This is a genomic window from Natronococcus pandeyae (assembly GCF_008122205.1).
Lineage (GTDB): Archaea > Halobacteriota > Halobacteria > Halobacteriales > Natrialbaceae > Natronococcus > Natronococcus pandeyae.
The window spans coordinates 24,573-36,829 of record NZ_PHNJ01000022.1; the positions used below are offsets into that span (position 1 = coordinate 24,573).

General features: G+C 62.5%; 17 protein-coding genes. 6 read left to right on the forward strand and 11 right to left on the reverse strand.

Annotated features, from left to right (window positions below; translation table 11 throughout):
- Positions 1-47: 47 nt before the first annotated feature.
- The 5 genes from hcsS to CV102_RS23960 all read right to left on the reverse strand — a co-directional run bounded on the left by hcsS (position 48) and on the right by CV102_RS23960 (position 3,440).
- Positions 48-236, reverse strand: a complete 189-nt coding sequence (hcsS, locus tag CV102_RS23940; RefSeq protein ID WP_148860528.1) for a halo-CC-star protein HcsS — start codon at positions 234-236, stop codon at positions 48-50.
- On the reverse strand, positions 227-595 hold the full coding sequence (hcsL, locus tag CV102_RS23945; protein WP_148860529.1) for a halo-CC-star protein HcsL: 369 nt from the start codon (positions 593-595) through the stop codon (positions 227-229). Before hcsL ends, hcsS begins: the two co-directional genes overlap by 10 nt.
- Positions 592-2,523, reverse strand: coding sequence for an arsenical pump-driving ATPase (gene arsA / locus CV102_RS23950; RefSeq protein WP_148860530.1), 1,932 nt, complete (start codon positions 2,521-2,523; stop codon positions 592-594). Before arsA ends, hcsL begins: the two co-directional genes overlap by 4 nt.
- A gap of 3 nt (positions 2,524-2,526) precedes the next feature.
- Positions 2,527-2,856, reverse strand: a complete 330-nt coding sequence (gene arsD, locus CV102_RS23955) for an arsenite efflux transporter metallochaperone ArsD (RefSeq protein WP_148860531.1) — start codon at positions 2,854-2,856, stop codon at positions 2,527-2,529.
- Between the two features lie 191 nt (positions 2,857-3,047).
- Positions 3,048-3,440, reverse strand: coding sequence for a cupin domain-containing protein (locus tag CV102_RS23960; protein ID WP_148860532.1), 393 nt, complete (start codon positions 3,438-3,440; stop codon positions 3,048-3,050).
- 208 nt (positions 3,441-3,648) lie between these two features.
- On the opposite strand from CV102_RS23960, the gene CV102_RS23965 reads away from it, so the two are divergent.
- Together CV102_RS23965 and CV102_RS26290 are read left to right on the forward strand one after the other, a co-directional pair.
- A complete protein-coding gene (locus CV102_RS23965; RefSeq protein ID WP_148860533.1) occupies positions 3,649-4,041 on the forward strand; it encodes an ArsR/SmtB family transcription factor in 393 nt (130 codons plus the stop codon).
- A gap of 255 nt (positions 4,042-4,296) precedes the next feature.
- Entirely contained in the window at positions 4,297-4,461 is a 165-nt protein-coding gene (locus CV102_RS26290) for a hypothetical protein (protein ID WP_187433102.1), read from the forward strand.
- Between the two features lie 134 nt (positions 4,462-4,595).
- On the opposite strand, the gene CV102_RS23970 is transcribed toward CV102_RS26290, so the two are convergent.
- From CV102_RS23970 to CV102_RS23980, 3 genes are all read right to left on the reverse strand, one after another.
- Positions 4,596-5,357: a competence/damage-inducible protein A gene (locus CV102_RS23970; RefSeq protein WP_148860534.1), complete on the reverse strand. Its 762-nt coding sequence runs from the start codon at positions 5,355-5,357 to the stop codon at positions 4,596-4,598.
- A 74-nt stretch (positions 5,358-5,431) separates the two neighbouring features.
- On the reverse strand, positions 5,432-5,653 hold the full coding sequence (locus CV102_RS23975; RefSeq protein ID WP_148860535.1) for a DUF2243 domain-containing protein: 222 nt from the start codon (positions 5,651-5,653) through the stop codon (positions 5,432-5,434).
- A gap of 42 nt (positions 5,654-5,695) precedes the next feature.
- Positions 5,696-6,184 (reverse strand): hypothetical protein, encoded by a 489-nt coding sequence (locus tag CV102_RS23980; RefSeq protein ID WP_148860536.1) that lies wholly within the window; start codon positions 6,182-6,184, stop codon positions 5,696-5,698.
- A 273-nt stretch (positions 6,185-6,457) separates the two neighbouring features.
- Here CV102_RS23980 and CV102_RS23985 point away from each other — a divergent pair, with 273 nt between their 5' ends.
- The 4 genes from CV102_RS23985 to CV102_RS24000 all read left to right on the forward strand — a co-directional run bounded on the left by CV102_RS23985 (position 6,458) and on the right by CV102_RS24000 (position 8,956).
- Positions 6,458-6,688: an AbrB/MazE/SpoVT family DNA-binding domain-containing protein gene (locus CV102_RS23985; RefSeq protein WP_148860537.1), complete on the forward strand. Its 231-nt coding sequence runs from the start codon at positions 6,458-6,460 to the stop codon at positions 6,686-6,688.
- A complete protein-coding gene (locus CV102_RS23990; RefSeq protein WP_148860538.1) occupies positions 6,689-7,063 on the forward strand; it encodes a PIN domain-containing protein in 375 nt (124 codons plus the stop codon). It begins immediately after the preceding gene.
- Positions 7,064-7,105: 42 nt separating this feature from the next.
- On the forward strand, positions 7,106-8,626 hold the full coding sequence (locus CV102_RS23995) for a replication factor C large subunit (RefSeq protein ID WP_148860539.1): 1,521 nt from the start codon (positions 7,106-7,108) through the stop codon (positions 8,624-8,626).
- A gap of 135 nt (positions 8,627-8,761) precedes the next feature.
- The gene (locus CV102_RS24000) at positions 8,762-8,956 is read left to right on the forward strand and encodes a hypothetical protein (protein ID WP_148860540.1); all 195 of its coding nucleotides are present in this window, start codon (positions 8,762-8,764) and stop codon (positions 8,954-8,956) included.
- A 13-nt stretch (positions 8,957-8,969) separates the two neighbouring features.
- Here CV102_RS24000 and bioD read toward each other — a convergent pair whose 3' ends face one another.
- The 3 genes from bioD to CV102_RS24015 all read right to left on the reverse strand — a co-directional run bounded on the left by bioD (position 8,970) and on the right by CV102_RS24015 (position 12,228).
- On the reverse strand, positions 8,970-9,653 hold the full coding sequence (bioD, locus tag CV102_RS24005) for a dethiobiotin synthase (RefSeq protein ID WP_148860541.1): 684 nt from the start codon (positions 9,651-9,653) through the stop codon (positions 8,970-8,972).
- Positions 9,650-10,858 carry an aminotransferase class I/II-fold pyridoxal phosphate-dependent enzyme gene (locus CV102_RS24010; RefSeq protein ID WP_148860542.1) on the reverse strand — a complete coding sequence of 403 codons (1,209 nt, stop codon included), beginning with the start codon at positions 10,856-10,858 and terminating at the stop codon, positions 9,650-9,652. The genes bioD and CV102_RS24010 overlap by 4 nt, the downstream gene beginning before the upstream one ends.
- Before the next feature lie 296 nt (positions 10,859-11,154).
- Positions 11,155-12,228 carry a transcriptional regulator gene (locus CV102_RS24015; RefSeq protein WP_148860543.1) on the reverse strand — a complete coding sequence of 358 codons (1,074 nt, stop codon included), beginning with the start codon at positions 12,226-12,228 and terminating at the stop codon, positions 11,155-11,157.
- Positions 12,229-12,257: the final 29 nt, after the last annotated feature.

Genomic DNA, 12,257 nt, shown 5'->3' on the forward strand with positions numbered 1-12,257 from the left:
GATCGGGTTTGAGGAAAGGAGTAACCCGTCGTAACTGACCGATCGTCTCAGCAGCTACCGCCTGCGTCACAGGCGTCGCCGTACTCGATCCCCGTCTCCTCGCTGATCGCGTCGTTGCACTGTATCAGGATCGACTCGAACTCAACTGATGTCGATTCCGCCTGCACAGCGGCGAGTTCGTCAGCGAGGGCTTCTGCGGCTGCGACGACCTCCTCGTCGGTGGTGCTCAACAGCATCCACCCCCAGTTGACTGGGCGAACTCACGTCCGATCCGGTCGCTGATTACGTCGTTGGTCTCTTGCAGCAGTTCGACGAGATCGTTCTGTGCCGCTCGGTGTTGCTGGATCGTCTCGTTGTTCGACAGTTCGGTCTGCAACTCCTGGAGTTCGCTCATGAGCGACTGATCGAAGCCATCGCCTTGCAGCTGTTGCTGTTTCTGTCGATACTCTCGAAGTAAGGCCGTCGCCTCGGAATCGTTTCCGAGTCGTTCGCCAGCCTCGATGAACTGTTGGTAGGTCGCCGACTCGCTGAGCGTGTCGACGAACGCCCGCAGTTCAGTGGTGACATCCGCATCCTGAGAGTGTGCGTTGCTCATGATTGTGTCACCGGTTCTTTGTGATCGTCCGTAACGCCGGCGAGTCCGGTAATCTCCTCGCCAAATTCGCGTAGTTCGTCCAGGCCGATCGGTTCGTCCTGGCGAAGCGGGGCAAGCATCATCGGCGTGTCGAACCGATCGCTAATCTCACCGAGATACTGCTGTTGTTGGGCACGGCGGTTCGCAAAGAAGGCGTTGTTACCGTGCTCCTCGGGGAGCAGGTAGTTCGCCACAACGAACGACGTGTCGATATCGACCTGGTCGTTGAGGTCTTCGGCGGCACGATAGGCCTCCATCATCGGCGTGTACTCGGGGTACATGACGAACGCGAAGGAACTCTTGTCGGGGTTTTGCATCGTCTCGATGACCTCGTCGTACTGGTCCCCCTTCGCTGGCGCTGCGCCCTTCGTTAGCGAACCCAGATCCATGAATCCCTTCCAGTCGGACGGCAACTCGAGGAGTCGCAGCGTGTGACCTGTTGGCGCGGTGTCGAAGACGACGATGTCGTAGCCGTCTTTCTCGAAGTAGCTGACGAACTTTTCGAGGGCAGCCATCTCCTCGGCACACGGCGATTCGAGCTCCTCTTCGACGTTTGCGATCGCAGCCTCGACGTCGATCTGCGTCTCTTCTTTGTCCGCGTACATCTCGCGGACGTGATCGAGGACCTGTGCCCGATACTCTTCGAGGGCTTTCTCCTGATCGATCCGGGCAGCATCGAGGTTGTCTTGACTGACCGAGGTCGGCTCGTGGCCGACCGGTTCGCCGAAGATATCTTCAAGGTGGGCAGCAGGATCGGTTGTGACGACGAGCGTCTCGTAGCCACTTGCCGCGAGTGTGGTCGCCGTCGTCGAGGCGATCGTACTCTTGCCGACGCCACCTTTCCCGGTAAAGAACAGATATCTGGTTCCGTCGGCTGGCCGGAGTTGGTCGGCGACAGCGTCGGGGGTAGTCAGCGAATCGATGTCGAGTTCCTGCGCTGGGCCCGCGGGAGCCCCAGAGCCGACTTCGACGGTGGCCTCGTCACCGTCGTAGATGACGCTGCCAACGTCGGCGAGGAGATCGAGGCCGGCAATTTCGCCGGGCTGGAGTGGATAGGAGGCCATCGCGTCGGCATCGAACTCGGTTTTCGCTCGCTCGATGACATCCTGTTCGTCCTCGCGTTTCCCGGCAAAGAACGGGTCCTCACAGACCGATTCAGGGAGGTACCCGTTGACGACGAGTAGCTGTGACTCGATCCCAAGGTCGGCAAGATCGGCGGCGCTGCGCTCGATCTCGTCGATGGAGGAGTCTTCGGGTTTGCCGACGAAGCCGAAAGCGGTCTTCTCGCTATCCTGGAGCGTCTCGATCGCCCGCTCGTACTGGTCCTTTTTGTCTTCCATCGAGGCAGCCGGCCCAATACAGGTCGAGCCACCCTTTTCGAGTTCGGCGTTCCAGTCGGAGGGTAACTCCATCAGCCGAATCGTGTGACCGGTTGGTGCAGTATCGAAGACGACGATGTCGTACTCGGGACTGTCTATGAAATCGACGAAGTTGTCGAAAGCAGCAATCTCTTCGACGCACGGACTGTTGAGCTGTTCTTCGACGGTTTCGATCTCCTCCTCGCCAAGGAGCTCGCGCATCGGTTCGATTGTCTCCTGGCGGTACTCCTCGGCAGCCCTGTCGGGATCGATCTCGATCGCCGAGAGGTTCTCGATATCGTCGATCGCGGTGACCTCGTGGCCGATCTCCTGACCGAAGATGTCGGAGAGGTTCGGCGCAGGGTCGGTCGTGACCAACAATGTATCGTAGTCGTTGTCGGCCAGCCAGGTTGCAGTGGCACAGCTGACGGTACTCTTGCCGACACCACCTTTGCCGCTGAAGAAGACGAATTCGGTTTCCTCACCGCTTGGTTCGACGATGTCTCGGGCGTCAGTTGTCGTGGTTGTCATTTATTAAGCCTCCTGGGACTGCATCCGATCTTCCAGCGCTGCTTCGAGTTCGTCGTAGGAGAGGTACGCCGATTTAGCGACGATCTCGTCGTCGATGACGGTGATCGGTAGAATCGACGGCCCGTTCTCTTGAACCAGATCGTAGATCCGCTGCGTCTCGAGAAACTCGTCGATGTTGTGTTGCATGTTTGCTCTCGAAATCTCGAGTTCGTCGAACGATGACTCCAGCTGGTCGAGGGCAGCACTGAGTTCGACGAGTTCGTCGTCCGGGTCCGGTCCACAGACGCCGGTGGAACAGCACATCGCTTCTTCGTACAGGGTAAGTTCGATCATGTGTTGGTCGGAATGGTAGCTCGTTTGTTCAATCGTTTGCACACCGTGTGAGCAGGAAACGCACGTTTCCCGCGCCGTTCTTCCCCAGCTACATTTTAGCATTTATTCAAACAAGTGGATAAGCCCTTCGATCGATCCGCTGTGGTCCGGCGGACGCCAAACAAGCTGGTACAGTCCGTCAAAAGCGGTGTCTAACCGACGAACCCGTCCGTCCGCCTCTCCCCGTCCTCTGGCGAACAGGTCGCAGACAGACAGCACGAGGTCGGCGCGCTGATGAGCACGAACGCGCTTTCGGTCTCGCCGTTCCGGATCTGGCGCGTCGATTCCGGCGGAATCCAGACCGCGTCACCGCTTTCGATCTCGATCGGGTCATCGTCGATCAGGACTGTTGCGTGGCCCTCAATGAGGATGTAGATCTCCTCGTGGTCGTTCGCCTCATGATCGTGTGGTTTGTTTCGCCAACCGGGTTCACAACGAACCATCGAGACGCCGACCTGCTCGCTACCGAGGGACTCGCCGAGCGCATGCATCGCTCCGTAGATCGGTTCGATATCGGTGTAGTTGACCTGTTCGTAGGCAGCCATCAGTACCGACACCCCCGCTGACACTGTCGTCCAGTGGCCACTCCACGCTCGGGCGTCCGAGTCGGTGACGGTCCGTATCGTCTCACGATTTCGAGAGCCATATAGCCACCACAAATTAGTAGATACTAAATCGTTCTGCTTAGGTCCTGATATTGGACGGGAAGAGCATGTCGTAAGGCTTAATTCAGTATATACTCAATTGATACCTATGTCCTCGACCGAGCGATTACAACGATACCTTGCTGACGACCGCGGTGGCTGTGGAGAGGAAGCGGTTGCAGCGCGGCTGGCCGAACTTGAGGAGTTGGATGCAGCAACCGGGGATATCAATCTCGAAGAGGACGTTGCACTGGTATCGGCACTGGCCAACGAGACCCGATACAGGATTGTTCGCATCCTCCACATCGCCGACGACGAACTCTGTGTCTGTGAGTTCGCGCCGCTGCTTGACGTCAGCGACAGTGCGATCAGTCATGCTCTCTCCCAGCTCACCGAGGCTGGACTTGTCAAACGTCGGAAAGATGGCAAGTGGCGAAAGTATCGGGCCACGAGCCGGGCAAACGCGCTCCTCGTTGCCCTCGACGGTTCACGCAAATTATAGGTGGTTGTCAGCGATGGTTGTCAGCGGTGGTTATGTACGTGAGTAAGTGATGAGAGATCACATAATAAAAACAGTAAGTTCGCAGGGGGACTGGACGACTGGTTCACTGACTTTGACGTGAAACAAACGAAGTCGTCGTGCTGCACTAACGCTCTATAGCAACAACTGATCGCGAAGAGGGGGGGCCGGCGACGGTACAGAGGAGGGAGCCGACGCTGACGGTCGCGTCCGGGATCGCGTGCCGGTCGGCATCCAATGGACACTGCGGTGTCGCCAGACGACGACAGCCCCGGCCAAACCCAGCGCCAACACCGGGAGAACGGACTGCTTCCAGAGCGAGCCGTCGTCGGCAGCCAGGACGTGACGAACTGGAATCCGCCCGTGCGTGGAAGCCGGGTATCGACCCCGTGGGCGTTGTAGAACAGCCAGCCCAGGACCTGCCAGACAGATCGAAACGCGCTCGTCGTTCGCCCTTGCTGACAGCCCGACGCTCGAGGTGCAGTCAGAAAAACAGGTTCTGCTCTCAGACTGGGTTCGGTCCCCTCGAGTGTCACTCAACCACCGACGTCAGTGGTCTCCGTCGGCGGCTCGACCGTCTCGATGCGCGCGTCGATCCAGGCCGCTGCATCCTCGAGTGTCTCCACGTCCGAACCGGCGATGCGGATCCGACCCGGTCGGTCCTCGCTCCGCGGGTAGCTCCCGACGGCGACGTCGAACTCGTCGGTGACGCTCTCGAGGACGTCGGTCAGCGCACCCTCCGGGGCTGGGGTGTACAGCGTTCGTGCGATCGATTCGCCCGCAAACTCTTCGGCCACCTCGTGGAACATCGCTCGCATCTCCTCGGGGATGCCGGCGAAGACGTGGACGTTCTCGACGGTACAGCCCGGTGCCCACGCTTCGTCGACGACGATCGGCGTCGAACCCTCGGGGATCGAGGCGGCGGCGTCGAGATCGATCTGGAGGTCGTACTCCGCGACGAGGTCGGGGTTCTCCTCGCGAAAGGCGCGCGCTTTGCCGACCAGTCGGTCGCGGATCCGCTCGTGGACGACCATGTCGCGCTCGAGACCGTCGGCGACCGCCTCGAGGGTCACGTCGTCGGGCGTGCCGCCGAGGCCGCCGGTGACGATCACGGCGTCGAATTCGTCGCTCCAGCGGGCGACGGTCTCCGCGATGAGCGCGCGGTCGTCGGGAATCGTCAGGATCCGACGGACGGTCGCTCCGCGCTCGGTGAGCTCGTCGGCCAGCCACGCGGCGTTGGTGTTAGTGGTCGTGCCGGCGAGGAGTTCGTCGCCGACGGTGACGATCGCGACGTTCATGGACGCCGTTCGAGTCGAAGACAGTTATCGGCTCCGCCGGCACGACGGGACGCGGACAGGGCGCTATCGCGGACTCAGCGGCGTCTCGCTCGCCGCTCGCGCGCCGCGCCGACCGCGAACAGGATCCCGCCGACGAGGACGACGCCCAGCTCGAGGAAAAAGAGTTCGGGGTCGGGAGCCCCCTCGATCAACCGGTGCCACTCGAGCACCCAGTGAAAGACGACAGTATCGACGACTGCCGCCGCGCCGATCACCATCAGCGCGCCGTTGAGCATCGCGTCCGTTCGGTCGTTCATCCGTCGAGTACGGTCGCAGTAGGCCGCCGATCGCGGTATCGGTTACGACTCCCGACGATAGAGTACCGCGAGGAGGACGAACAGGACGCTCTCGAGCGCGATCGCCGCCCGGGCCCAGGGATCTTCCCGGAGGTGGGAAACGACGGTTTCGTACGGTCCCAGCCCGTGATAGTGCGGCGTGCGTCCGGGCAAGAACCCGCCGTGTCCGGTGAAGTGCCACGCGAAGTAGCCGACGATGTACGTCAGCATCAAGACCATTCCGAGAACGTAGATCGGCCGTACCAGCACGCCGAACAGCACCAGGTAGATGCCGATAACGATCGCAACCGCCGAGAGAACGAACGCGACCGGTCGCGGATGCGAGACGAGCAGTGCCGGATCCGTCGAAAGCAGAATCACCAGCCGCTCGAGGCCGTACTGCGGATGAAACAGGTGAAGACCTGCGACGAGAAGTGCGACGACTCCGGCGGCGTAGCGCAACTGCTGATCCGATGGTCTGGCTGCCGCGGTAGTGTTCCGTCCGTCACTCATTTGTTCTCGATGTCTCGCTTGCAGCCTCGTTTTCGTGTTCCGGGTACGTTTTCTCAGCCCTTCGTACTGATTTTTGGTTTTTCCATCCGAGATGGGATCCCGAGCCGGAAACGGTTACCGAGGAATGATGCTCCGAAACCCGTGGGCAGTGCTGTCGGTGTGCAAATAGCTTCAGTTGTTGTTATCGGTGTGGTAACTGGTGGCTGCTCTCATCGATGGGTACTCTGGCTCTTTCGGGGAATGTTTTTATCTTCGCCCACCGTACAGCGAGATATGTCTGATGTCTCACTAGACGACCGGGGTCGTCTCACACTTCCGAAGGAAGTACGTGAACGATACGGCGAGCGCTATCATATCGTTCAGCTTCACGACGGAATCAAGTTAGTTCCTGTCGCTGACGATCCGCTCGGCGCGCTCAGAGACGAGTTCGCGGACGTCGACAAGTCGGCTGACAAGCTTCGTGAGGACGCACGGGAGGCGGCCCTCGACGAGGCCGGACGATAAATGTACGCGGAAACGGATTTTCTCCTCGCACTTATCAAAGACGAAGACTGGCTCGGAGACGCCGCCGAAACCGTGTATCGTGAGCACCGAGACGAACTGTGGACATCGCAGTTTACACTCATCGAACTCTTTCTGGTCGCCTACCGCGAGGACCGAGATACCGAACGCGTCGTCACGAACGCTGCTAACCTCGTCGAGGTACGCGGCGACGTAGAGACGGTGGTCTCCGCAGCAACGTACGTCGAAGACCACGGCTTTACGCCGTTCGACGCGCTTCACCTCGTCGAATCCAACGGAGATACCATCGTCTCCAGTGATGACATGTACGAGGACGTTGCGCCTCGTCTCGATTTGAAGACGGTCGATGAGGAGTGACGCTCCGCAACCACTAAACGCCGTTCACACCTATCACCGCTAATGAGCGACTGGACCGAGACGTACCGTCCGACGACGCTGTCGGAGGTGCGCGGCAACAACAAGGCTCGCGACCAGTTGAAGGAGTGGGCCGAAACCTGGGAGGACCATCGCGACTCGGTGATCGTCCACGGCAGCCCCGGGGTCGGGAAGACCTCCGCGGCCCACGCGCTGGCGAACGACCTGGGCTGGCCCGTGATGGAACTCAACGCGAGCGATAGCCGGGGGGCCGACGTGATCGAACGCATCGCGGGCGAGGCATCGAAGAGCGGCACGCTCACCGCGGGCAGTTCGGGCCGGCGGCTCGTGATCCTCGACGAGGCGGACAACTTCCACGGTAACGCCGACTACGGCGGCTCGCGGGAGGTCACCCGCGTCGTCAAAGACGCGAACCAGCCGATCGTCCTCGTCGCGAACGAGTTCTACGATATGAGCCAGTCGCTGCGCAGCGCCTGCGAGACGATCGAGTTCCGCGACGTCTCGAAGCGCTCGATCGTTCCCGTGCTCCGGGACATCTGCCGGCGCGAGGGCGTCGAGTTCGAGGAGGAAGCCTTAGAGAAGATCGCCGAGAACACGAGCGGCGACCTCCGGTCGGCGGTCAACGACCTCCAGGCCGTCGCCGAGGAGGCGGAGCGGCTGACCGTCGACGACGTCGTCACGAGCGAGCGCGACACGACGGAGGGGATCTTCGACTTCCTCGACGCGCTCATCAAGGAGGAGGACGCCCAGGGTGCGCTGTACGCCTCCTACGACGTCGACGAGACGCCCGACGACCTCCTCAACTGGATCGAAGACAACGTCCCGAAGGATTACGAGGGCGAGGAACTGGCCGACGCCTACGAGTTCCTCTCGAACGCCGACCGCTGGCTCGGCCGGGTCCGGGCCACGCAGGACTACTCATACTGGCGGTACGCGACGGACAACATGACCGCCGGCGTCGCCGCCTCTCGACAGGGGTCGAAAGGAGGCTGGACCCGCTACGGACCGCCGAGTTACTGGTCGAAACTCGGCCGCACCAAGGGGACGCGGAACACGCGCGACGCCATCGCCGAGCGCATCGCCGAGCGCGACGGAACGAGCGTCGCGACGGCCCGCCGAGAGATCCTCCCGTTCCTCTCGGCGATGACCCACCACTGCAAGAACCGCGACCTCACCGTGCGCATGGCCGCCATCTACGAACTCGACGAAGCGGAAGTGTCCTTCGTCACGGGCAGCGGAAAGGACACTAACAAGGTCCAGTCGATCGTCGAGGACGCCGAAGAGCGCCGGGAGGCGGAAACGGTCGAACACTCCGGAAGCGCCTTCTTCGAGAGCGAATCCGTCGACAGCGACAGCGTCGATTCGGGCGAGGACGACTCGAGTAACGACGAAGCCGAGACGGCCACAGACAGCGGCCAGCAGTCCCTCGAGGCCTCGAGTACGGATGCCGGCACCGACGTCGAGGCGGATGACGCGACGGCGGAGTCCGAATCGGCAGCCGAAGAACCGGACGAGGATCAGTCGGGTCTTTCTGACTTCTTCTGAGACGCACCGCCGTTTCGATCGCGTGCGACAGGTTGAATATCCGGGTATTACCACCCCATAATATGTCGAAATTTAGACCAATCGACACTATTACGTCAGTGTGTGATGACAGGGCTCGTTGGTGAGCAACGACCAATGAGTACACACGAATGCCCCCTCTGTTCGAAGACACACGAGGATCGCACGGACCTCCACGTGCACCTCGAGATAACACACCGGAAATCAGAAATCGTCTCGTATCTCGTCGACTCTTTGACGGAAACGGGCGACACAGCGACCGACGGCGAAGTCGCAGCGCTCGAGGACGAACCGGCGACGCCGCCGGTCTGATGGGGGATGGGGGTTAGTTTTCGGTCAGTCGTTCGCAGAAGCCGTCCGAGAGCGCGTCGCGAACGCCCGCGGCGAGTTCTCGAGGATCGTCACTCGGGAGCGGTGGGACCGTCTCGACCGGACGGCCCGTCATCCGCTCGAGTTCGGATGGGTTCGTCCGCTCGGCGACCGACGCCCCTTCGTACTCGTTGCAGACGATTCCGTGAACGTCGACGCCCCGGCGTTCGAGCGCGTCGACCGTAAGTGCGGTGTGATTCAGCGTGCCGAGTCCGGAGCGTGTGACGACGACCGCGACCGCCGAGAGGTCGGCGATCAGGTCGAGCACCTCGTGCTCGCCGGCCAGCGGCACCCGGAGGCCGCCGATTCCCTCGACGATCGAGACGGGCGTACGCTCGAGTTCGCGTCGACACCCCTCGAGAAGGGCGTCGTACTCGAGTGACTCGTCGGTTCGCTCGGCCGCGACCCGGGGTGCGAGCGGTGGCTCGAGATAGGTGAGGCAGGTCGCCGCCTCGGTATCCTCGCAGGCCTCGGCGACGAATCCCGCGTCGTCGTCCGGTGGAAAGCCAGTCTGTGCGGGTTTGATCGCCCGCGCGTCGACGCCCGACTCGCGAAACCACGACGTGAGCCCGGCGGTAACGACGGTCTTCCCGACGCCGGTCCCGGTACCGACGACGGCGATCGGCGGTGTGTCGCTCACAGCAAGCCGACCTCCTCGCCGACCGTCCGGAACGCCTCGAGGCAGGCGATGATGTCCGCCTGATCGTGCGTCGCCATCGGCGTGACGCGAATCCGGCAGGTCCCCTCGGGAACGGTCGGCGGACGGATCGCCGGTGCGACCACGTCCCGATCCCGGATGCCGGCGGCGAGGGCGAGCGCGTCGCGACGGTCGCCGACGAGAACGGGGAGGATCTGGGAGTCCCCGAGCACCTCGAACCCCATCGACTCGAGGCCGTCTCGGAGGTGCGCAACGTTCTCCCAGAGGCGCTCGCGAGCGTCGCTGTGGCGAGCGAGGTGGAGCGCCTCGCTTGCGGCTGCGGCGGCCGGTGGCGTGAGACCGGTCGAGAAGACGAACGGTCGCGCGTCGTTGACCAGATACTCGATCAGGGCGTCGCTCCCTGCGACGTAGCCTCCCTGGCTCGCCAGCGCCTTCGAGAGCGTTCCCATCTGGATCTGGATCCGATCCTCGAGGCCTTCGGCCTGCACGACTCCGCCGCCGTCCGCGTAGAGGCCGGTCGCGTGGGCCTCGTCGACCATCAGCCAGGCGCCGAACGCCTCGGCGGCGTCACAGATCGCTCTGAGCGGGGCGACGGTCCCGTCCATGCTGAACACGGAGTCGGTGACGATCAGCCACGATTCCTCGTCGGCGCCGTCTCGCTCGGCTCGAGCCGTCAGCTTCTCCCGCAGGCTCGCCGAGTCACAGTGGTCGTAGATGACCGTCTCGGCGTTCGAGAGGCGACAGCCGTCGATGATACTCGCGTGGTTCAGTTCGTCCGAGAAGACGACGTCCGGTTCCATCGCCGCGATCGTCCCGACGTTGGCGGCGTAGCCGGAGGAGAACGCGAGCGCGCGGTCGGTCCGCTTCGTTTCGGCGAGCACGCGCTCGAGGTCCTGGTGAACGAGCGTATCGCCCGTAACGAGTCGACTCGCGCCCGCGCCTGTTCCGACGGTGGCGGCGGCCTGTCGCGCTGCGTCCTGGACGCGCTGGTCGTCGGTGAATCCGAGATAGTTGTTCGACCCGAATACGAGCGCCTCGTCGGCGCCGAGCACCGGGAGGTCACCACCCGACGGCGCCGCGAAGTACCCTCGCTCTGCGACCCGATCGACGGGTGCAAGCGATCGTTTCAGGTCGTTCCTCGAACGGGCGTCGAGTCGCCCCTCGAGATCGAACCCGCGGTCTTCCATTCGAGTGAACGGTGACAGCGGTGAGGTTTCACTGTCACGGTTCTGATCTCCCGGATCCGGAACGCCCGTTGACGGTGGTTTCTTCGGCATATGATGGAGTTTAGCTGATCGGTGGTGGGGTATTTCTTCACGAACAGTTCTAGATATTATCCTCTTCGATAACGGCTGAAAACAGTTCGCTGGTTCCGTCGTCGAGACCGGATGCGAACCAGTTGCCGTTTTCACTGATGACCAGCGCGTCCGGGCGTCGGTGGCGGTTCCACGGAGGACTGGACTGCGGACCGACGACGGTGGACTCAGAAGCCGGGCATCAGTTCGGCCGGTCCGAAGACGCCGTACTCGCCGGCGCGGTTGCGACGAACGCCGGCTTTCAGGTAGCCCAGCGCCGGGCCGTTGACGTTGGCTTCCATACTCGTCGCGTCGTCGAGTCGGAAGGTGTTCGTCGCCGTCTCGCCGTCGAAGGTCGTTCCCGTCACCGAGACGGTCGTCGTCGTCGGCTTCTCGTCGCTTCGAACGTCGAGGATCCCACCGACGGTGACGTCCTCGGCGTCACAGACTCCGGCACGCTCGAGCAGGACGTCGTCGGCGTGTTCCATGTCCTCGAACTCGATGGCGCCCTCGTGGTCGTCGATGATCGCCTCGATCTCCGCGTCGGAGAGGTCGCGGGCGGTCTCGATGTCGTACTCTGGCAGATGCGCGATGTCTTCGCGGACGGTGCCGCGGTTGTCCTCGTAACCCGACTTGAGGCCGACGCCCCACCAGATATCGACGTCCGTGACCTCGACGAACGACTGGGCCGCGAGCGCGGCCGCGCCGGTGAGGAGACCCGGCGTCGCGCCGGCCCCGCAAATGAACGTGATCCCCTGCTCCTCGAACGTCTCCGTACGCTCGTCGAGCATGTCGATCACGCGCGACCGTTTGAGGACGTCGATCAGTACGCCCGAGTAGTCGCCCTCGAGGAACCGATCAGCCACCCGCGGGATGAAATCGTGCTCGTAGTTCGGCAGCGCGAGCAGGACCGCGTCGATCTCCTCGCCGCGGTCGATGACGTCCTGGATGGGGTCTGCGCTGGGACGAGCCTGCTCGGAGGCGACGACCCCCTCGTCTTCACCGTGCTGTTTGACCCCGCCTTCGCTCTCGGCGGTCGCTGCGCCGCCGTCCGTCGCGACGTCGCCGTCTCGCGGTTCGCTGTCGATGTTCCCCTCCGTCGCCGCCAGCAGTTCGTCGACGTCGAGTCCGTCGAAGTCGATCGCGGTGCCGTGGCGATCACACGCTGCAACGGGTGTCAGGGCCTCCTTGTGCTGGCTCACTTCGAGTGCTCGTCGGCCGATTCCTCCGGTTCCGAGTACCGCAAACGTAACTTCGTCCATGGTATCGATGTGGTGATAGTCGTCTGTAT